We start from the raw sequence: 19,099 nt of genomic DNA on the forward strand, positions 1-19,099 counted from the left end.
GCGTGTACGCGACCACGCTGATGCCGCGCGGGATGGCGGAGGCAGCGAAGCGGCGACCACCTGAACGACGGTGAGCTGGCGGCGCGCGGAGCACGGGTTCGCCCAGCCGCGGGCGCAAGGTCGTCTTGCCCACAGGGGCCGGGCGGTTGATTTCGCCGTGTGGCAGCTTAGGCGGGTGTGTAGGCCGATGCGCTGTCGGAGGTGGGCACGCGAACGATGCGCTCCGGCGTGATCGGGATGATGTGCTCGCGGGCGACGTTGGGCCATTGGTATCCGTCGCCGCCGAGGAGGGCGAGGGTGTAGCGGGGGTCGTTGAAGCCGTCGATGACGACGTACAGGTGCTCGCCCATCTCGTCGGCGAGCGCGGGCGCGACGGTGACGATCTCTCCCGGCTCCAGCCCTCGCTCGTCGTGGCCGTCAGGCATCGGGGGAGCCTTCCTGCGGGGTGGCGGTGGAGCCGGTGGTCGGAGGCGGGTCGGGGATGGTGCCGGCGATGCGGTCGCAGTCGTAGGGGTGCACGGACAGCCAGGTCCAGTTCCAGCCCATCACCACGTACTGGCCGTCGGCGTCGGGGCTGATGCGGTCGATCGCGTCGGGGTCGTCTTGGACGCGGCTGTCGTCGGCGACGATGACGTCGCCGTCGAAGCACATCCGGCCCAGGGACTCGTCGACCTGCCGGTCCACGGCGGTGGCGAAGGCGCCGTCGTTGAGAAGGCGCTGGCGGAGCTGGTCGCGGTGAGTCTGCTGGTCGGCGACGATCGCCTCGGCGACCTGCCGGGTGCAGCGGAACACCGCCCACCCGTTCCACTGGTCGATCAGGGTGCCGACGAAGCCGACCGGGATCCGCATCTGTCCGGCGGCGTTGGGCGTGTACGCCCAGTCCCCGGCGAAGACACCCGGGCCGCCCAGGCGCACCGCGTCCGGGTAGACGTGGCTCAGGTCGCGGTTGTCGCCGTCGGGGTGCAGAACCATCCGGCACTGCCGGGCGGCCTCGACCTCGACGGCCTGGTCGAAGCCGTCGCACCACGCCCGCCGCGCCTGGTCGGCTTGTCGGCCGGTCAGGTCGGTGTAGGCGGGCGCGTCGGGTGGGGCATGTTCGGCGTAGCGGGCTCGACCGGCGGCGTCGTCGCGGTCGGCGAACGGCAGCCCGTCGATGTCCCGCCCGTCGGCGGCCTCGATGGCCGCCAGGACAGCGCGGGCGGTCTGCGAAACGTCGCCGCAGGCCCGGCCGCCGATGGTGTTCTGCGCCCACCACTGGGCGGCGGCGCGGCCGGCCGCGCCGCCCGCGTCGTGCAGGGCGGTCAGGACCCGCTGCCAGGCGGGGTCCGGGATCCGGCGGACGCGGTCGCCGGCGTCGAGGACCATCGACAGTCGGGAGCCGCCGTCCCAGTCGACGTCGAGGACCCGCTGGTCGGGGTCGTAGCGGCGTACTGTGCCCTCGTCGCCGGGGCGGAGTCGGGTGTACGGGTCACTGCTGTGCTCCAGCACGACCCGGTCCCCGCGCCGGTAGTCATCTGCCGCGGGCTTATCCGCGGGTTGGTTGTTGCTGGTGAAGTTCGTCATCGTGATTCTCCTTCGCGGTGTTCCGCCGATGATGTAGAGGCGGGTGTCGATGACTTTGGTGCCGTCGGGGTGCGACAGACGGCGTCGTCAGCGGTGTGGACGTCCTCGCCTGCCCGCCTGAGACGTCGTTGCGGCGGGCGGTCGGCGTCGTGCCGCCGGTCAGCCTTCGAGGCGGATCTGGTGCGGCAGGACCGCGGTGGGAATGCCGGGTCGGGAGCCGCGGGTGCAGTAGGCGGTCAGGGTGTGCGGGGAGAGCGCGCCGTAGACGGGACGGTTGTCGGGGCGCACGAGCACCCGCTGCCCGGCGGGGAAGTCCACCGGCGCCGCGGGGTCGTCGCGCCAGTGGATGTCGGCCACAACGCGGCCGAACACCCACTCGGCGAAGTAGGACTTTGTGTACTGGGGATACCTGCCGTAGTCGGAGGCGATCTCGGTGATGCGCGCCCGCGCCTGCTCTAGGGTGATGCCTTCGAGGAGGTCGTCGGGCACCGGCGGATGCTCGGCACGGTCGATGACCTCGACGTCGACCCCGGCCAGCGTGCGGGACGCGTCGCCGTCGCCGGTGATGGTGATCTGGCCGGTGTGGTGGTCGACGGCGGTGACCCGCTGTCGGGTCGTGCCGCCGGCTGGTTGGACGAGGTCGCCGACGGCGATGGCGCTGCCGAGAGAACCCTGACCGGCCAGGAAAGTGCGGGCCGCAGTCCGGTCGAGGACCGGGCCGCCCGAGTTGTGGACGTAGGCGTCCAGGTTTACGGGCGGAGCCGGCGGGCGCGGCGGCAGCCGCAGGATGTAGCCGGCGGGCTCGGGCTCATTCAACGGGGGCTGACACGTCATGCGAGGTGGTCCTTCCGCGATAGAGAGGAACGTGAGCCGGCCGCGACCCGGGATCGGGGTCGCGGCCGGTGGTGAGCCAGGTCGTGGGTGGTCGTGCCGGGGTTAGTCCTCGCATCCCCACCCGCAGCCGTCGGCGCTGCAGGGTTGGCCTGCGGCCATGCGGGTGAAGGCGTCGCGCCAGTCCGGGTCCTCAGCGCGGCTGTGCAGAGGCCAGCCGAGCCCTTCGGCGAAGACGGCGATCTTCGGCGCCCCGTACATCGGGTAGGAGGCGCTGTTCATGGCGGTCACCACCTCGTCACGGCCGAGCAACCAGGCCAGTTCGGCGAGCTTGTCGACCGCGCGTCCTGCGGATCCGCTGCGATGGTGGAGGACCCTGTTCACGGCGAGCAGCAGGTACTGGCGGCCGTACGCTTCGGGGCCGGCGTGCCCGTCCCACCGGTGGCGGTTCCACTGCTCCCTAGTGATGTCAGGCTGGAGGAACGGGCGGGCGTGGTCGACGTCGAGGGCTGCGGTGAGCAGGTCGCGGCGGAAGCCGAACAGGTCCTCGTCGGCGCCGGCGTACTGGTCGATACGATGCAGGATCTCCTCCTGCGTCCGTGTGATCACGAGTTTCCCTTTCTGCTGATCGCGGTGTGGAGAGCATCGATGGGTGTTCAGGTCAGGCCGCCCTCGGCGCGGCCACGAGGCCGCGTCCTGTCAGATCGGGGTGGGAATGATGCGGCGGACGGCGGCGAGATCGCGTAGCCACGCGGCAAGTCGGCTGATCTTGACGACGTCGCCGGTGTGCGGGGCTTGGACGAGTAGTCCTTGGCCGAGGTACATGCCGACGTGGCCGGGACGGCTTGCACTGCCGCGGCTGCCCGGGATGAACAGCAGGTCCCCGGGGCGCAAATCCTGCGGGTTGGTGACTGCGGTGCCGGCGTGAACCTGGTCGCTGGTGGTGCGGGGGATGCTGATGCCGGCGGCCCGGTAGGCCTGTTGCATCAACGATGAGCAGTCGCATTGGCGCCCAGGGATGCCGGAGTGGGGTGCGGTGCAGTCCCCGCCGAAGGTGTAGGGGGTGCCGAGTTGCTGCAGGGCCCACCCAATGGCGGTAGCGACCTGCGGTGGGGTGCCCGGGGGCAGGGTGTATCCGGCGGGAAGGGGCACCTGGTCGGCGCCGGGTCGGCCGTCGCCGCCGTCGAACAGGCACAGCGGGTTGCTCATGGCCTGTTCCAGGTCGGCGGCGACGGGACCGGTGGGGGTGCCGCCGGTCAGGACGCGGACTAGGGCGATAGCGTCGTCTTCCCACTTGGCGTAGGCGCCGGGGAAGGCGGAGCGTTGCACCGCCTGCGCGGCATTGGTCAGCGCCATCGCCTGCCACCCGTCCACGGCCAGCAGCGCGGTGTAGAACCTCCCGGCCGCGTAACGGGGGTCCTGCAGTTGGGCGGGTGTGCCCCAGCCTTGGGAGGGGCGCTGTTGGAACAGGCCGACGGAGTCGCGGTCGCCGCCGGGCAGGTTGCGCAGGGTGGATTCCTGCATGGCGGTGGCCAGGGCGATGACCCACCCGCGGGGCGGCGCATTGCGGTCGGCGCCGACGGCGACGATCACGGCGGCGTTCGCGGTCTGCTCGCGGGTCCAGCCACTGGCACCGTCGGCTGCGGGTGGGGAGATGGTGGGGATGGGCAGCAGCGGCTGCCCGTCGGGGCCGAGCGCGGTGTAGCAGCCGGCGGCCGATGCGCCGCCGCCTGCGGTGAGCAGCGCGCCGAGGCCGCCGGCGCATAGCACCAGCAGTGCGGTCACGGCGGCGGCGACGCCGCCGAGCGCCCGGGCGCTCATCGGGTTCTCCGCGAGGCCGCGGGCCGGCGCGACTGGTTGTCTGCCGTGCCGGTGGCGGGCAGACACCAGCGCAGGGGGTAGGTGGCGACGCGGGTGCCGTCGGTGGTGTGCACGGTGACGGTGTCGACGTCGGGGTGCAGGAGGTAGATCCACGGGGCGTCGAGGTGCCGGGCGTGACACAGCGGGAACACGGTCACCGGCTCCGGCGGGTCGACGCTCGCCTCGGTGGGGCTGTTCAGGGTGATGCCCACGCCCGGCACCGGCTGCTGCCCGGCCAGCGGGGAGACGGTGGCGGTGGTGACGTCAGGGTCGAGGTGTTCCCAGTCGTGGGCGAGGATGGCGGTGATCAGCGCTCGGGTGTCGCGGTGGGCGTGCCCGGCCCAGATCGCGGCGAGGGCCGGCAGGACGACCTCCGGGTGGCCGTCGTTGAGCACAACCCGGGCTTGAACGCGTTGCGGGTTCTCGGGGGTGATGGCGCCGAGGTAGCAGTGGGTGCTCACGAGACAGGACTCCTTCAACGATGAGACGGCGCGGCGGTGCGGCTGCGGGCCACTGTCAGGGCTGGTGGCGCTCGACCGGACGCGGCCAGGCGGCTGGCCCGGCGTGCCAGCCGAAGACCTGGTCGGTGGTTCGGCGGATCCGTAGCGGTCGCAGCGGGCGGAGGCGTAAACGTCGTTGCCGGCCACGGGGGGCAACTCGGAGAGGGTGACCTCGCCGACCGCGCCGCGGATGAGACAGCGGATGGACGCGCCGTATGGGCCGCATCTGCTGAACCACGGCTTGCGCGGGTCGGCGCGGGTCACGACGCGCCGCCCGCGCCGGTCCAGGCGGGGCCGACGGTGGCGGTCAGCAGCGCCACCAGCCCGGAATGTGTGGCGGGGGTGTCAGCCGGATCGGGGGTTTCGTCGATGACGGCGAGGGGGTGGTCCTCGCCGAGTGCGTGGGTGAGCTGGTAGACGCGTGCGTCGATGTCGACGGCGTCGACCCGGCGAACTCGTTGGGGTTGACCGTCGCGGACGTGGATGTCGTGGTAGCAGACGGCCCAGGCCAGCAGCCGTACGTCCGGGGCCGTGGCGTGCGCCCGGGCGAGCATCGTCTGGAGGATCTTCTGGTAGGGCGTGGGTGTGGCCGGGTGGCGCAGGCTGTCGGCGAGGCGGTGCAGCAGCGCGGGCAGGCCGGCGGGGTCGCGGAGTAGGTCCTCGGGGTGCAGGGGGAATTCCAGGCTGCGCATCTTGCGCCGCCGTGGGATCGCTGGGTTGAGGGGCCAGTCGTGGACGAGCAGCATGGTCGGGGGTTGGCCCCAGCCGAGGTGCTCGGCGTCGGCGTCGGCGTCGACGAGGCAGGCGGTGAGGGTGTGGACAGCTTTGAAGGACAACACGGCGGTCTCCCATCTGGGGGTGGACACGCGAAGGGACCCCACGGCCGTGGCGGCGGGGTCCCTTCGTGGATTGGGGCTCGGGACGGGAGGCGGTCAGTGGCGCTGGCGGTCGCGGCTGCGCACGGTCGCGGTGCGGTGGGGCAGGTACTCGCGTACGCGACCGGTGGTGACCTTGGCCTCGTACATGGCGCTGTCGGCCTGGCTGAGCATCTGGCGGGTGCCGATGTTGGGTTGATGGGTGTGGGTGTGGGTGTAGCCGACCGAGGCCGTCACGTGCAGGTCAGCGTTGACGACGCGGATCGAGTGGGCGGCGATCACCTGCCACGCGGCGTTGGCCGCGACGGCGGTGGCCTCGCGATCATCAGTGACGAGCAGTGCGAACTCGTCACCGGAGAGTCGGGCCGCGAGTACCGGGCCGGGCAGGCTGGCCAGGCGGCGGCCGACCTGATCCAGCAGATCGTTACCGGCCTCGTGGCCGAGGGTGTCGTTCACGGTCTTGAAGTTGTTGAGGTCCAGCAGCACGACCCCGGCCGGAGTGTTGTCGGCGAGCGCGGCGCGCAGGTGGGTGAGGAACAGCCGCCGGTTGGGCAGGCCGGTGATGTCGTCGTGGGTCGCCGCCCAGAGGGCCTTCGTGAGGGCTCGCTGCCGTTGCCACAGCAGGGGGACGGCGAGGGCGAGACCGGCGAGCACACCACCGAGGGCGGTGGCGAGGTGTTGCATCATGGAAGACGCTCCTTTCGTAGGAAGGAGCACCGGGGGCGGGCGGTCAGCGGTCAACTTTCACGCCCGCCCTCGGGCTACCTCGGGCTGTTGCGTGGTTGCGGGGTGGCGGAGGCGAGTTGGAAGGTGGCGTACTTGTCGTCGGTCCGGATGGCCTTGCCGGCGATGACGAGCTTGTCGGCGGCGTTGGCGACCGCGCCGGCGCTGGCCTTCCTCGCGTCGGTGCCGGCGTTCGCCGCGTCGACGAGCTTGCACAGCTCACTGGTTTTGAAGGCATGGTCGGGATGGGCTTCGAGGACGTCGAGCAGCGCCCCGCGCAGGGACCCCTTCGCCCGTCGAGGACGCGCGGCGGGCGGGCCGGCGTCGGTGCTCGGCGTGGCCGCGCCTGGCTGGCTGTCCTTGTAGTGGACCGGAGGCGTCTGGTTGCCGGTGTCCGGCGTGGGGCCGCCGGTGGACGCGGGTGATTCAGGTACGGCCGTCGCCTCAACGACCGGGGACGCGGGTACGTCGGCGTCGGACGTGTCGGCCTGCGGTGCCGCCTGCGCCTGCGGTGCGGGCAGGGTGGCGGCGACGTCGGCACGGGCACCGTTGTCCACGGGCGTGTCACTTTGAGGTGCGGGCTCCACCTCCGCTACGCAGATGGTGTCGGCAACCTCGGTGAGGTCGCCGTCATGATCGGCGGCCCCTGCTGGCTGCAACGGCGGCGTGCCGGGAACGCCGGCGGGCGTGGGCTCGCGGGTGGTGCCGACGGTGGCGCGGCCGGCGTCGGTCAGCCGCCAGACGGCGCGTTTGCTGTCGGTGTGGACGCGTTCGGCCTGCCCGGTCTTCTCCCAGGCGCGCAGCTTCGCGGTGGCCGTGGAGTAGCCGAGCCCGGCCTTGTCCGCCACGGCGGCGGCGGTGTCCTCACCGAGTTCCGCGAGCGCGGCGAGGACCTTGAACATCGCGTGAGCCGCTATGGGCTCCGGAGCGTCGGTCATGGGCGGTTTCCCTTCCGTGGTGTGAGGTCAGCACTGATCCACGCTTCGATCGCGGCGTCGATCAAGTGCGATCGCTGGAATGTGGGATCAAGGCACTGCTCGGCGGTGGCGCGGCCCGTCGCGGGACTCCGACTGGTGTGCGTCGCCGGATGCCTTGGCTGGTGGGATGGGGATCACCGGGGGCCGGGTGGTGAGGAGCGCGATTGACGGCGGTGAGCGCGTAGACGGCTGGGTAGGGCGGCCAGGTGTAGCCGGAGCCGGTCAGGTAGGGGCACGGCGACGGTGGTTGAGGTGTGCCAGAGCCACCGGTCAGCGCCGATGCTGTAGTAGCCGTCGCGGTCGGGGTAGCAGCGGTCGTCGACGTCGAGGCGGACTGCGTCGCCGGTGTCGGTTTCCTCGAGCAGCACCGCGGTGACGCCGTCGAAGCGCACCAACGGGTGCTCACCCGGCAGGGTTCCCGCCCGCCAGGGCCCGCCGAGGTCTGCGGCCAGTTGTCGCATCGTGCGCGGGTGCAGCCGGCAGATCAGCTGGCCGTCCTCACCGATGGCGTGGCCGTCGGCGACCAGCGCGGGGTAGTACCGGCCGCCGAGGCGCGGGGCGGTGACCATGCCCGGGCGCCAGCGCGTGTCGGGCGGGGCGATCTCCGCGCGGTGGTCGGACACCTCGATGTGGCTGGTGTCGATCGTGCAGCCGGGCCAGATGTCAGTGGTGATCGCCAACCAGTGGCGATCCACGGTCCGGGCGGCGCGGAGGACGTCGATGAGCCGCCGCCCGTCCGGGCCAGCGTGCCGCAGCGGCAGGTACAGGTCCATCTCCGGCGCGGCGGTCGCGTCGACGCATCGCCACGACCGGCCGTGGGCGACATGTTCGTCGCCGTCGCGGCTGCACCAGATCGGCAGGCCGTTGGACCGCAGATGACCGTCCGCCCCGAGGTGACGCAGGGTCAGGGCGGGGGTGTTGTGCTCACCGGCCATGAGTTGCGCGCGGGTGAGGCGGTGGGTGGGACAGGCGAGGGCGTGTTCGGCCAGGGGCAGGACGTCCTCGACGCGGAACCACAAGCGGCTGGACATTGTGAGGGAACCTCCTCGGGTGAAGGGGATGGGGTGGAAGAGGAACAGGGCGGCCTGTCTCAGGCCAGGTAGCGGCGGGCGCCCCAAGCCCGGGGCGCCCAGCCGTGGCGAGATCTCGCGTCAGGCAGTTCACGCGAGCCGCCAGGCGTGGTGCGGTCGGGCGGGAGGCGGTGTGCGTCCCGCGTCGACGCGATGGCGGTGAGCCCGATATCCGGGCCTGATGTCGAGAAGCACGCGTGGCAGAACCGCAAGGGCGGCGACGCGCATCTCCCGGCTGTCGTGGGTTGGCGGGATGGGGCCGGTCGGCAGCAGCACGGGTCCCTTGGGGGGTCTCAGGGGGGCGTAGCTGGCCCGACCGGTCCAGGTGGTGCGGTCGCTGCTCAGAGGCGGTGTGGACGTACGAGCTTTCGGACGCCGATGATCGATCCGTCCAGGTCGCGGACGGTGGAGTGGCAGACCAGCAGGTCGTCGCGGCCGGTGTGTGGTTGGCTGCCTGGTCCTGCCGGCGGGCAGGGCTGATTCGGGCCGGATCGAGGCCCGTTCGGGCTCGGGAAGATCGCTCTGGCGGCTGGCCGGTCCGCGCGCACGCGGTGGCGCCTGGTTGGGCTGCCGTCAGGTGCGGGCTGCGGCGAGGAGGCGTCGCAGGCTCGCCGCGATGGCAGTGGCCTGCATCTGGGCGCTCGGGTCGTCCTGGATGGTGGTCGTGGTGGTGTCCGCGCCGCGCACGCGCAGCATCTGGTAGAAGCGGCCGTCGATGTCGTAGGCGGTCAGTGCGCGGACCGGAACACCGTCGGGGTCGGCGGGCAGGCCGTGGGCTGCGGCGTGGCGGCCGGCGTCGCTGGTGTCGAGTCCCTCACCGAGGAACGCCACGGCGACCAAAGGGCCGATTTGGGCGCGGATCCAGGTCCGCAGTTGCGGGGCCTTGACGGTGGTCAGGGTGTGGGTGATGGCCCGCAGGCCGATGTGGTACGGCAGCGTCACACGGATGCCGGGGATCGTGTGTAGCCGCCACACATCCCTGTCGATGGGCAGTTCCTCGACGTCGATGCTGCCCACCTCGGTGTTGGTGGTGCTGTCGAACAGGCCGAGCAGGGCGGGATAGGCATCCCATCCTCGCGCTTCGGCGGCGGCTTCGACGGCGTTCAGCGCGGCACTGACAAGGGTGGCGCGACGTTCGGGCTTCATGGGCGTCCTCCAGAGCAGGTCAGGTAGGGGATGAGTGGGGCACGCGCTTCGAGGGCGCGGGGGTATCGCCGGGCGGCGCGCCTGGTGTCCTTCGGTGTCAGGGATCAGGCGCGTCGTCCGGTCGGTGTGGTCTAGCGGCAGACGCGGCGCTGGCGCAGGCGGCCGACGCCGACGGTGAGCGTGTTCGGGTCGACCATGACCAGGTGCGCGCCGCCGAGGAGTCCTTGCGTGATGAGGTCCATCAGCTGGGGTCCCGCACTGTCGAGCAGCGGCAGACCCTGCGGGTCCCTCAGACAGGGCAGTCGAACGGCGGGGAAGGTCAGGTTGTGTTGCGCTCGCACCAGCGCGGGTGCCGGGTTGTGCGAGCGGTCGGTTCCGTTGCCGGCCAGCCAGACGAATCCGCCATGGCGGAAAAGCTGCAGCGCCGGTTCGTCAGACCGGCGACCGCTGGCACCCTGCAGGGTGGGCAGGTTCCGGTCGGCGAGGACGGCGTGTCGCGCGTGGGCGGCGACGGCACCGAGGTCGAAGTACAGGAAGCGGGACATGATGCTCCTTCCGGTGAGCCTGGTGAGGGCGTGGGTGGTCCCGGACGGGCAGCACACGTTCCTCGGGTTGCGAGGCAGGGGTGTGCTGCTCCGTCCGGTCCTGTCGTGCGTCATGCGTGCGGTCGGGCAGGTGGCCGACTGGCCCCTTGGTCGCGGAGGCTTGTGGCCGCTGCGTCGAGCGCGGTTACGGCGTTTGCAGGTCGATGGCGAACACCAGCTGGTGCCGGTCGAGGGACTGCAGGTGGTGGTGCGCCTGCTGCAGGTAGGTGATCCGGTCGGCGAAGAACGCGCTGGCCGGGTGCAGTCGGTGGCCGCCCTCGGTGAGCAGGGCGTCGGTGCATGACGCCCACAGGGCGTGGTAGTTGGCGTAGGCGCTGGCGCCGGCCTGGAAGATCTCCAGGTCCGTCGGGTCGAGGTGGCCCGAGCCGTGCGCGGCGGCGTTGTGCATGCGCATGGCCTGCACGCGCGGCTGCCGATGGAACGCGGCGGTCGCGGTGTCTATCGGGTAGTCCGAGGGGTCGGTGAGGTGCCGCTGCAGAAACAGCGCCCATGGGGTGGCCGGCTGGGTGCCGGCGACGACGTGGGACCACTGTTGGTGGCGCAGGACGGCACCGATGTGGGCGGCTTGTCCCATGCCGGTGAGGTCGAGCAGGCGGACGGGTCCGCCGGCGCAGCACTGCGGGCCGGTCTTGGCCCTCTGCCAGTCGATGAGCTGGCGGCGCTGCCACGGCCGCAGGGTCGGGGAGACCCAGATCCGGCGGCAGCCGGTGCCGGAGACGCCGAGGTGGCGGTCCAGGCTGCGGGTGTGGTGAAGGACTGCGGCCAGTTCGTCGGAGACGCAGACGATCATTTGGCGGATGACCGCCTGTGGTACGACCACGGGACGCGGGTCGGCCTTCGGTGGCGGGGTCTGGGCAGTGCGGTGGCGCACGCGGCTGCCGTGACGGGTCAGCGGGGTGCCGTTGTTGGTGGACATGGATCCTCCTGGAGGGGTGTGGCCGTCTGCGCGGGCAGGACGGCGGCCCGGCCCACCGGGTGCGTGGGTCGGGTGATCGACAGGGGCAGGTACGGCCGCGCCGCTGACCGGCACCGGGTGGGCTGGGGGTAGGGCGCGGGGTTGACCGTGACCACCGGGTACGTGGGGCAGGTCGGTGATGCCGGGCGCGTGGCGCGCGCCGTGTCACGGGGTGGTTGGTGCGACCTGACAGGGGTCGCCGCGCGGTGTGCTGCCGACCGGCGTGAGCGGGTGGGCGGGGCGCACGGAGTTGGTGCGGCGGGGATCCCTGAGGTGGGACCGAACCGGGGTGGAGCGATATGTGGGTTGTGGTAGTGCCGAAACGGTAGCCCTGGGCACTCACAGCGCCAGCGGGCCGCCGCAGCCGCAGTGCAGGCGGGTTGACCTGCGGTGTGAGAGATCATCGGCCGCTGCGGGCGGTTCCGCTGTGAGCGGCTGTGAGTTGCTGTGAGTGGCGGGCCCGCCCACAGCCGCTCTGTCGACGGCCGGGCTACTCCCGGCCGGTGGGCGGCTGCGGGATGGCGGTTGACCTGCGGTGTGAGCGTCTGTGAGCGAGCCGGCGGGGCTGTCAGTCGTCGTCGGGGTCGCGGTAGTAGTTCGGGTTGGTGGCGGTGTCGGGACCGTGGTCGCTGGGCAGCTCGTGCAGCCAGCGGCGGGAGTCGGGGTCGGAGGTGAGGGTCCAGGCGGGGCCGGCGGGGTGCTCGTGGTGTAGGCCGGTGGCCACGGGCATGGCGGTGGGCACGCCGGTGAGGGCGTCGAGGATGTTGTTCTCGCGGCGGCGGTTGGGTACGCGGATGAGGACGGGGTAGCGGGGCCCGAACTCGGTGAGGCGTTCGTAGGCGCGCAGCTTGCCGAGCACGACGCGCAGGGCTTCGGTGCCGTTGTCGTGTTCGAGGAAGAAGCCGGTGGCGCGGCCTGCGGCGCGCCAGATGCCGTGCCCGTCGGGTCGGATCCCGGCGAGGGCGTAGGCGGCGGTGGCGTGTTGCTCGGACCACCACCGCACGAGCTGGGCGCTGGGGTCGGCGTGGGTGTAGGCGTGCAGGTCGATGAAGAGCTGGTTGGTGCCGAGCAGGTGGTTCAGGCGTCTGCTTCCGATGATGCGTTGGGCGCGTTCGACGCTGCTGCGCGGTGTGGGGGCGTCGGGGCGTAGGGGGTCGCTGTAGGCGCGGGGGTGCAGGTCGAGGCCGAGGGGGCCGAGGGTGTAGAGGTACTGGTCGGTGCCGGTTCGCGTGTCGCCGAAGCGGTGCACTGCCTCGTAGCGGTGCAGTGTCGCCAGGCGCAGCAGCGCGGAGCGCTTGGAGGGGAACAGCGCGGCGGCTACCTGGTCGGCGGAGAGCAGGTAGTGCTCGGCGAGCCAGGTGAGCAGCTCGTGGTCGCGCAGGGTCAGCAGCCGAACGCGGGCCAGGCGCTCCTCCTTGGTGAGTCGGCGGGGTCGGGGGTCGGAGGGACGAGATTCGGCAGGGTGGGAGTCGCTGGACACGAGAATCTCCTCAGGGGAGTAGAAGGGAGGACTCCCTCCCCGAGGGGAGGGAGTCTGGAACTGTCACCGCCGATGGCCGGAGTCGGTCACCGGCGGTGTGCTGCGGGAACGGCCCGTCGAAGCGGCGTGGTGGCCGCAGACGACGCGATGGGGTGGTGAAGGCGCGGCGAAGACCTGGGCGAAGGGGCTAACGAAGCCCTTCCCCCCGGCCACCGCCGAGCGGCGCCGGACGGAGTGCCCGAGGACCGCTGGGTGAGAGAACAGGGACGGAGGCAGGCCCGTAAACCGTGCCGTGCGTCGAGACGGTGACGCGTCAGGTGCGGGAGCGGCGGGGGCGCTGCGCGCGGCGGCCGGTGCTGTCGTCGCCCGCCTCGGCGCTGGCTGTGCTCTCGCTGGCCGGTGGTTGGGAGAACTTCTCGACGAGGGCGTCGATGGCGCTCTTGTTCTGCGGCTTGATCTTGTCCTTGGCGGTCTCGCGGATGGCGGTGGCTTCCCCGACGACGGGTTTGGGGGGACGGGTGCGCATGGTGAACGCGGGGGTCTGTCGTCCCTCGGCGACCAGGCGGGTCGCGGTGGTGTAGGCGTCGAGGTGGGTGAGGTCGTGTTCGTCGAGTTCGGGCAGGGTGTGGCGGGCCAGCACGCGGGCGTCTTCGGGGGCGCAGGAGAAGTACACCTTGTTGCGGGCGTTCGCCGACGCCGCGGCGAGGAGGTCCTTGGGGAACTGGGCGAGGTCCTGATGGGACAGGACGAGGGACAGCCGGTATTTGCGGGCTTCGGCCAGCATCGTGTCGAGGCTGTTGGCGAGGGTGAGGAAGTTCTGCGCCTCGTCGATGATGAGGGTGGCGTCGCGGCGCTGGTCGGGGGCGAGGCGGGCGCGGGCGGTGGCTGCCTGCCACACCTGCGCCAGGATCAGCGACCCGAGTAGTTTGCTGGTGTCCTCCCCGAGTTGCCCCTTCGGGATGCGGACGAGCAGCGCCCCGCCGTCGAGGACCTTGCCCATGTCGAAGCTCGAGCGCGGGTATTGCATGGTGCGTTTGACGAAGTCGCGGAGCAGGAATGAGCGCAGGCGCGCCAGGACCGGTCCGATGACCTGGGAGCGCAGCGCGGGGTTGAGTTCGTCGTACCACTGCCAGAAGCCGTGTAGTCCGGCCGGGTCGTCGAGGCCGACGGTCATCGCTGAGCGGAACTGGGCGGAGTTGAGCAGCGGTGGGATGTGTTGCAGGGTGACGTTGGCGTGCCGGAGCAGGGTCAGGCAGGCCACGCGCATGACGTCGTCCATGCGCGGCCCCCACGCCTTGGCGAAGATGTTGCCGAAGATCGACACGAGGTTGTCGACGACGAGGTCGTGGTCGTCGCCCTCGAGGGGATTGATCGTGGGTGGGTTGGGCTGGTCGGGGTCGAACAGCACTACCCGGTCGGCGGCATCGGCGGGGAGCCGGTCGAGGATGTCCAGGACCAGGTCGCCGTGCGGGTCGATAACGACGGTGCCCCGGCCGGCGACGATGTCGTCGACGGCCATGTTGACCAGCATGGTCGTCTTTCCGGAGCCGGTGGATCCGATCACATGCATGTGATAGCGAGCGTCGGGCACGGACAGGGCGACCCGATGCCCGCCGAGCTGCGCGTCGCCGAGGACCTTCTCGCCGCGTCCGCCGCCGGTGACGGCCACGGGAGCGGGCATGGACTTGGCGCGGGCGCGGTCCAGGCCGGGCACCGCCAGGTCCTGGGGCAGCGCGGCGAGCGCGGCCAGTTCGGGGATGGCGGTGAGGAACCCGGCGCCGAGGCGCCGCTGCGCCAGCACCGCGACCGGGTGGGGCATGCGGATGCGGTGGGTGAGCCGGTTGCGGGCGGAGTAGACGGCGAACGTCGAGGCGATGGTGTCGGCGACGCCGCGTAGCCGGGGACGCTGGTCCGTGCCGGCGCGGCGGGTGTCCTTGGCCACGGCGTAGCGCACGGCGGTCTCCCACAGCGGGTGGGAGGTCTTGTCGAGGATGGCCCGCACGTCCCGCTCGACGCCGGGGTCTCGCCGGCTTGTCGGCGCGGCGCTGGTGGTGCGGCCGGGGAGGAACGCCTCGACGAGCCACAGCAGCGGCGCGGCCGGGTTGATGACCGGCAGGGCGGTCTTGCCGTCGCGGAGTCGGCGGGCGGCGCGGCGGGCGCGGTGGGCGCGATGAGGGCTGGCGGGGCGGGCGAGGATCTGCACGCAGGCGTGCTCGTCGGCGCGCAGGCCCGACCCGGCGGACATGAGGGCGCGCAGCGGGTCGGTGTCGTGGTCGGTGCGCAGCGGCAGCCACTCGGCGGCCACCGGCAGCAGGTGGCCTCCCACCGCGGTCGTGTCGGCGGGGACGGGCGGGTCGGGGTTGTCGTCGGTGGTGCAGGCGGCGCCGGGCCACGCGGCCTGCACGGCGGCTTCGACTGCGCCGGGTGGGACGGTGCCGGGCACCCACACGCTGATGAGCAGTCGCCGCCCGCTCCAGGTGTACTGCCAGGCGACGTGGGGGCTGCCGTAGAGCAGCCGACGGCGCCGGGAGGGGGTGAGCGTGCCGGCGAGGTTGGCCCACAGCGCGGCGCTGCTGCGCGCGTCGACCTCCGGGGGCGGTGCGACGGTGATCAGGCGGGCGCCGTCGGCGTGGCGGCGGTGCCGCCATCCGGCGAGGAGGTTACGGCCGGCGACGTAGGTGATCAGCGCGGTCGCGGCGACGGCGAGCAGCCATGGCCGCGCCGCCGCCCATCCGGCGGCGTCGAGTACCCACCGTGTCACGCCGCCGGGCGGCGGTATGCCGGGGACGCTCGGCGCCGGTGTCGGAGCGCCGGTGTGCGTGACCGTGGTGGGCAGGTTGATGGTGGACGGGTTCACAGGTCCTCCTCGTCGTCGGGTGCGGCCAGGTCCTGCGGGCGGGTTGTCGCGAGCTGGTGTTCCGCGTCGGAGGCGATCGCCTCGAAGCTCGTCCGGTTCGCACCGGCGATGAGCAGGCCGGTGCCGACGCGGGCGGCGAGCAGGAGACGCCGTTCGCCGGCGGTGAGGCCGAACGCGTCGCCGACGGCGTCGATGGCCTGGGGTGCCTGTTTGAGCAGCACCTGGGTGGCGGCGTTGGCGACCACGGCCTGCCCGAGGTCGGTGCCGAGGACGTCGGCGACGTCCTGGGTGATCACGGCCAGGCCGGCGTGGCGTTTGCGGGCGGCCTTGGACATGCGGAACAGGAATCGGGCGCCTTCGCCGTCGCGCATGAGCAGCCATGCCTCGTCGACCACGACCAGCCGCCGGGTCGCCGTCGCGCCGGGGGCGTCGACGTGGCGCCAGATCGCGTCGAGGGCCAGGAGGGTGCCGACGGTGCGTAGCTCGTCGGGTAGCTGCCGCAGCGACCATACGACCAGGTGCCCGTCGAGGCGGGTGGTGGACGGGCCGTCGAACAGCTGGGAGAACGAGCCGTGCACCCACGGGGCGAGGCGGGCGGCGAGTTGCCCCGCTGCGGGGTCGCTGTCGTTGTCCAGGCAGGCGGCGAGGTCGCGTAGCAGCGGCGCGGGCCGGTGGTGGGTGGCCGGGTCGGCGGTGATTCCGGCCTGGCGATAGACGGTCAGGATCGCCCGGTCCAGGGCGGCGCGTTCGGCCGGTGGGGGCTGCTGGCCGAGGAGCACGGCGATGAGGGTGTGCAGGAACAGCCCCCGGCGGGTCAGCACATCGGGACGGCGGTCTCCGGCGGGCAGGTCCAGGGGGTTGATCTTCACGCCGGGGGCGCCGAGGCGCACGACGGTGCCGCCGACGGCGTCGGCGAGGCGCAGGTATTCGTCTTCGGGGTCGATGACGGCGATCTGCACCTGCTGGTAGAGGTTGCGCAGGATCTCCAGCTTGACGAAGTAGGACTTGCCGGCGCCGGAGCGGGCCAGCACCACGCTGTTGTGGTTCTCCTGCGCCCAGCGGTCCCACCACACGATGCCCTGGGAGTCCGGGTTGACGCCGTAGAGCACGCCGCCTTCGGCGGGCGGGTCGCCGGGCAGCGGGGCGGGCAGGTCGGCCGAGGCGAGGGGAAACGCGGCGGCGAGAGCCTGGGTGTCCATGGTGCGGCGCATCTGCAGGCTGTCGGCGCACAAGGGCAGGGTGGTGGTCCAGCCGGCGAGATGGCGCCAGGTGGCGGGTTGCACCTCGATCAGGGTGGACGCGGCGGCGGCCTTCACCTGCGCGCACGCCTGCAGCAGTTCGTCCTCGGTTCGGGCGTGCACGGTCAGGTACAGGCCGACGCGGAACAGTTTGGCCTGCCCACGGGCGAGGCGCTGGGCGAGGTCGGCGGCGTCTTCCGCCGCCGCTTCGACGTACGGGTCGGCGAGCTTGCCGGCTGCCGCGTCGGCGCGGCGGCTGGACTCGAAACGGGCACGCTGGTTGCGCAGCCGCGACGCGGCGACCGGGGCGGGCAGCGGGTCGATGTGCAGGGCCAGGTCGAGGCGGCCCGGCCAGGACAGCAGGGGCTCCAGCCAGGCGTGACCGACCTCGGCCGGGTAGCCGGTGACCACGAGGGTCGCGGCGTAGCCGTCGCCGACGCGCAACATCCGCGGGGTCACCTCCACCGAGGCAGGAGCGACAGCGCCCGCCAGCGACGACCGCTGGCGGGCGCCACTGTCGGCGCGGGTTCGGGTGCGGGTTCTCATCGGGGTCCCTTCTTCTGTCGGGGTGGGGTGTCTGGGCCGGTGATGACGGCGTCGGGGGCGGCGAGGCCGCCGGGACGCGAGGGCCGGTAGGGGTCGGCGGCGGCGGCGATCGCCGCGGTGACCGCCGCCCCGTCCAGGGCGCGGGTGGTGACCCCGAGACCGGACAGGGTCCGCACGGTGTCGTCGGCGCGGCGCCGTGCCGCGTGGTCCCCACGCTCACCGTTGTTGGTGCGGGTGACGATGAGGACCTGCCGGCGCAGCGGATCCCGGCGGGTGGCGAGGTCGTCGAGGAACCGGGCGTGGTCGGCCGCCGCGTCAGCGAGAGCCGGGTGCGCGATCCTGTCCACGGCATGCGACAGGGAGCGGGCGGCGGAGTGCAGGTCGACCGGCTGCGCCGACACGACGATCTGCGTCGGCGTGGACAGGCTGTTCAGCCAGCGGCCGAAGGTGTCGACCAGGGCTGCCTGCTCGTCGGCGGTGCGCAGCGCCAGGTTGACGCTGGTCGCGGCGACCATCGCCGCCCGCGTGCCGCCCAGGCGGATCTCCCCGCCGTCGTCGATCGCGTCCGCGGGCAGCCTGAGCGGTGCCGGCACCATCACCCGAGTCGTCGGCGCCTGTACCCAGTCCGGCGTCGTCGAGGCCGTGTCGGTGGTCGACAACGCCTTCGGCGCGCGTGCGTGTCGGATGGCAGCGAGCAGCCACACGTCCAGCGGCAGACCGTCGCGGCGCCCGACGGCGACGCCGAAGGTAAGGCCGCCGACGATCACGGCAGCGCCCATCAGTACCGCCACCGGCATGACGGTGTGCAGGCCTCGCCAGGCGCCGTAGAAGCCGAGGGCGGCGGCGGCGAGGATCGCGAGCTGGCGGAAGGTCAGCCCGTAGGCGACCTTGTCGGGGGCGTCGACGTCGGCGGGCATCCGCGCCCGCCCCGACTCGCTCTGATGCGGGGTGGTCATCGGCTCACCGCCCGCACACCGCGTCCGAGGCCGGGCACCGCCCGGGTGGCCTGCTGTACGACGATCACCCGCACCGCAGCGCCGATCATGCTGGCCCCGCCGCCGCTGTTGCCGGCGCTGACGTAGCGGTGCATCAGGTGCGGCACCCGCAGGGTGGTCCAGAGCATGACCATGACGACGAACAGGTTCAGCACTCCGCCGGGCTCGACCGGCAGGCCGAGCACGGGCAGCAGGTGCGCCGGGTCGGTGAGCATCCACTGCCCGGCATACAGGGTGAAGCCCTGCACCACCGGCACCGCCAGGACACCGGCGTAGGAGCGCCACCACAGGCGCGCGACCGGGTCTGTTTGCGGCAGCGCGTGACAGGCCAACGCCAGGGGCGCGGCGGCGGTCAGGACGAGCACGACGGCGAACCGGACGATCATGCTGAACGCCGTGCCGGCCAGGAGCACGGCGATGATCGCCACGCAGATCACGAACAGCAGCGCGGCGGTCTTGTCCTGCCCTGCGAGGATGTGGGTCTTGATCGCGCGCAGCGCGCCGTCGTGGTCGCCGGCGCCGGTGGTGAGCGCTGCGGTGAGGGCGTTGGCGAGGTCGATGAGCATGCCGCACCACAGTTGGGAGAAGTGCGCGGCGACGAAGGCCACGATCAGGCGTGGGAGCAGGTCTTTGATCGTGTACCGGGAGCGTTCGTCGCTGCCGGCGGTCATGGTGAGCACGCCGGCGGCGACGAACGCCAGGACGAACACGGTGTCCACGACCCACACCGAACGGCCGGTCAAGGCCTGCACCTGCGGCAGGCCGGTGACGTTCGGGGTGATCAGCAGCGCGCTGCTGATCACCCCGATCAGCGCGTCCAGGGTCGCCAGGATCGCGGTGGTGAGCCAGTCGAGGATCTGGCCGAGGACGTAGCTCAT

The 19,099-nt window shown here is 72.2% G+C and carries 18 protein-coding genes; all 18 read right to left on the reverse strand.

The genetic code is table 11. The annotated features are described in order from the left end of the window. Window positions 1-167: 167 nt before the first annotated feature. The 18 genes from ACIQG9_RS24055 to ACIQG9_RS24140 all read right to left on the reverse strand — a co-directional run bounded on the left by ACIQG9_RS24055 (window position 168) and on the right by ACIQG9_RS24140 (window position 19,099). Complete coding sequence (locus ACIQG9_RS24055) at window positions 168-425, reverse strand: hypothetical protein (RefSeq protein ID WP_400406346.1); 258 nt, start codon at window positions 423-425, stop codon at window positions 168-170. After that, on the reverse strand, window positions 418-1,563 hold the full coding sequence (locus ACIQG9_RS24060) for a DUF4314 domain-containing protein (RefSeq protein ID WP_400406348.1): 1,146 nt from the start codon (window positions 1,561-1,563) through the stop codon (window positions 418-420). Before ACIQG9_RS24060 ends, ACIQG9_RS24055 begins: the two co-directional genes overlap by 8 nt. Window positions 1,564-1,722: 159 nt before the next feature. Continuing rightward, window positions 1,723-2,397, reverse strand: coding sequence for a hypothetical protein (locus ACIQG9_RS24065; protein ID WP_400406351.1), 675 nt, complete (start codon window positions 2,395-2,397; stop codon window positions 1,723-1,725). Between the two features lie 102 nt (window positions 2,398-2,499). Further along, window positions 2,500-3,003, reverse strand: coding sequence for a hypothetical protein (locus tag ACIQG9_RS24070; protein ID WP_400406354.1), 504 nt, complete (start codon window positions 3,001-3,003; stop codon window positions 2,500-2,502). A gap of 90 nt (window positions 3,004-3,093) precedes the next feature. After that, the gene (locus ACIQG9_RS24075) at window positions 3,094-4,215 is read right to left on the reverse strand and encodes a C40 family peptidase (protein ID WP_400406357.1); all 1,122 of its coding nucleotides are present in this window, start codon (window positions 4,213-4,215) and stop codon (window positions 3,094-3,096) included. After that, the gene (locus tag ACIQG9_RS24080) at window positions 4,212-4,715 is read right to left on the reverse strand and encodes a hypothetical protein (RefSeq protein ID WP_400406360.1); all 504 of its coding nucleotides are present in this window, start codon (window positions 4,713-4,715) and stop codon (window positions 4,212-4,214) included. Before ACIQG9_RS24080 ends, ACIQG9_RS24075 begins: the two co-directional genes overlap by 4 nt. 299 nt (window positions 4,716-5,014) lie before the next feature. Continuing rightward, window positions 5,015-5,620 (reverse strand): hypothetical protein, encoded by a 606-nt coding sequence (locus ACIQG9_RS24085; RefSeq protein ID WP_400406362.1) that lies wholly within the window; start codon window positions 5,618-5,620, stop codon window positions 5,015-5,017. A gap of 66 nt (window positions 5,621-5,686) precedes the next feature. Next, window positions 5,687-6,316: a GGDEF domain-containing protein gene (locus tag ACIQG9_RS24090; protein WP_400406365.1), complete on the reverse strand. Its 630-nt coding sequence runs from the start codon at window positions 6,314-6,316 to the stop codon at window positions 5,687-5,689. A gap of 74 nt (window positions 6,317-6,390) precedes the next feature. Next, on the reverse strand, window positions 6,391-7,290 hold the full coding sequence (locus ACIQG9_RS24095) for a MarR family transcriptional regulator (RefSeq protein WP_400406368.1): 900 nt from the start codon (window positions 7,288-7,290) through the stop codon (window positions 6,391-6,393). Window positions 7,291-7,463: 173 nt separating this feature from the next. Then, window positions 7,464-8,360 (reverse strand): hypothetical protein, encoded by an 897-nt coding sequence (locus tag ACIQG9_RS24100; protein ID WP_400406371.1) that lies wholly within the window; start codon window positions 8,358-8,360, stop codon window positions 7,464-7,466. A gap of 612 nt (window positions 8,361-8,972) precedes the next feature. Further along, window positions 8,973-9,545 (reverse strand): hypothetical protein, encoded by a 573-nt coding sequence (locus ACIQG9_RS24105; protein WP_400406374.1) that lies wholly within the window; start codon window positions 9,543-9,545, stop codon window positions 8,973-8,975. Window positions 9,546-9,676: 131 nt separating this feature from the next. Continuing rightward, window positions 9,677-10,090, reverse strand: a complete 414-nt coding sequence (locus ACIQG9_RS24110; protein ID WP_400406376.1) for a hypothetical protein — start codon at window positions 10,088-10,090, stop codon at window positions 9,677-9,679. 184 nt (window positions 10,091-10,274) lie between these two features. Continuing rightward, complete coding sequence (locus ACIQG9_RS24115) at window positions 10,275-11,066, reverse strand: hypothetical protein (RefSeq protein ID WP_400406379.1); 792 nt, start codon at window positions 11,064-11,066, stop codon at window positions 10,275-10,277. A gap of 607 nt (window positions 11,067-11,673) precedes the next feature. After that, window positions 11,674-12,585: a replication-relaxation family protein gene (locus tag ACIQG9_RS24120; RefSeq protein WP_400406382.1), complete on the reverse strand. Its 912-nt coding sequence runs from the start codon at window positions 12,583-12,585 to the stop codon at window positions 11,674-11,676. Window positions 12,586-12,898: 313 nt separating this feature from the next. Continuing rightward, on the reverse strand, window positions 12,899-15,442 hold the full coding sequence (locus ACIQG9_RS24125) for a type IV secretory system conjugative DNA transfer family protein (protein WP_400406385.1): 2,544 nt from the start codon (window positions 15,440-15,442) through the stop codon (window positions 12,899-12,901). Further along, window positions 15,439-17,226 (reverse strand): VirB4 family type IV secretion system protein, encoded by a 1,788-nt coding sequence (locus ACIQG9_RS24130; protein WP_400406388.1) that lies wholly within the window; start codon window positions 17,224-17,226, stop codon window positions 15,439-15,441. The genes ACIQG9_RS24125 and ACIQG9_RS24130 overlap by 4 nt, the downstream gene beginning before the upstream one ends. Beyond that, window positions 17,223-18,182, reverse strand: coding sequence for a PrgI family protein (locus ACIQG9_RS24135; protein WP_400406391.1), 960 nt, complete (start codon window positions 18,180-18,182; stop codon window positions 17,223-17,225). The genes ACIQG9_RS24130 and ACIQG9_RS24135 overlap by 4 nt, the downstream gene beginning before the upstream one ends. Beyond that, the gene (locus ACIQG9_RS24140; protein ID WP_400406393.1) at window positions 18,179-19,099 is read right to left on the reverse strand and encodes a hypothetical protein; all 921 of its coding nucleotides are present in this window, start codon (window positions 19,097-19,099) and stop codon (window positions 18,179-18,181) included. The genes ACIQG9_RS24135 and ACIQG9_RS24140 overlap by 4 nt, the downstream gene beginning before the upstream one ends.

Origin of the sequence: Micromonospora sp. NPDC092111 (assembly GCF_044755745.1) — a bacterium.
Taxonomy (GTDB): domain Bacteria; phylum Actinomycetota; class Actinomycetes; order Mycobacteriales; family Micromonosporaceae; genus Micromonospora.

Coding starts and splice junctions, on each gene's coding strand:
- ACIQG9_RS24055 (WP_400406346.1), bottom strand. CDS start 425: ATGCCTGACGGCCACGACGAGCGAGGGCTGGAGCCGGGAGAGATCGTC.
- ACIQG9_RS24060 (WP_400406348.1), bottom strand. CDS start 1,563: ATGACGAACTTCACCAGCAACAACCAACCCGCGGATAAGCCCGCGGCA.
- ACIQG9_RS24065 (WP_400406351.1), bottom strand. CDS start 2,397: ATGACGTGTCAGCCCCCGTTGAATGAGCCCGAGCCCGCCGGCTACATC.
- ACIQG9_RS24075 (WP_400406357.1), bottom strand. CDS start 4,215: ATGAGCGCCCGGGCGCTCGGCGGCGTCGCCGCCGCCGTGACCGCACTG.
- ACIQG9_RS24090 (WP_400406365.1), bottom strand. CDS start 6,316: ATGATGCAACACCTCGCCACCGCCCTCGGTGGTGTGCTCGCCGGTCTC.
- ACIQG9_RS24095 (WP_400406368.1), bottom strand. CDS start 7,290: ATGACCGACGCTCCGGAGCCCATAGCGGCTCACGCGATGTTCAAGGTC.
- ACIQG9_RS24100 (WP_400406371.1), bottom strand. CDS start 8,360: ATGTCCAGCCGCTTGTGGTTCCGCGTCGAGGACGTCCTGCCCCTGGCC.
- ACIQG9_RS24105 (WP_400406374.1), bottom strand. CDS start 9,545: ATGAAGCCCGAACGTCGCGCCACCCTTGTCAGTGCCGCGCTGAACGCC.
- ACIQG9_RS24110 (WP_400406376.1), bottom strand. CDS start 10,090: ATGTCCCGCTTCCTGTACTTCGACCTCGGTGCCGTCGCCGCCCACGCG.
- ACIQG9_RS24115 (WP_400406379.1), bottom strand. CDS start 11,066: ATGTCCACCAACAACGGCACCCCGCTGACCCGTCACGGCAGCCGCGTG.
- ACIQG9_RS24130 (WP_400406388.1), bottom strand. CDS start 17,226: ATGAGAACCCGCACCCGAACCCGCGCCGACAGTGGCGCCCGCCAGCGG.
- ACIQG9_RS24135 (WP_400406391.1), bottom strand. CDS start 18,182: ATGACCACCCCGCATCAGAGCGAGTCGGGGCGGGCGCGGATGCCCGCC.
- ACIQG9_RS24140 (WP_400406393.1), bottom strand. CDS start 19,099: ATGAGCTACGTCCTCGGCCAGATCCTCGACTGGCTCACCACCGCGATC.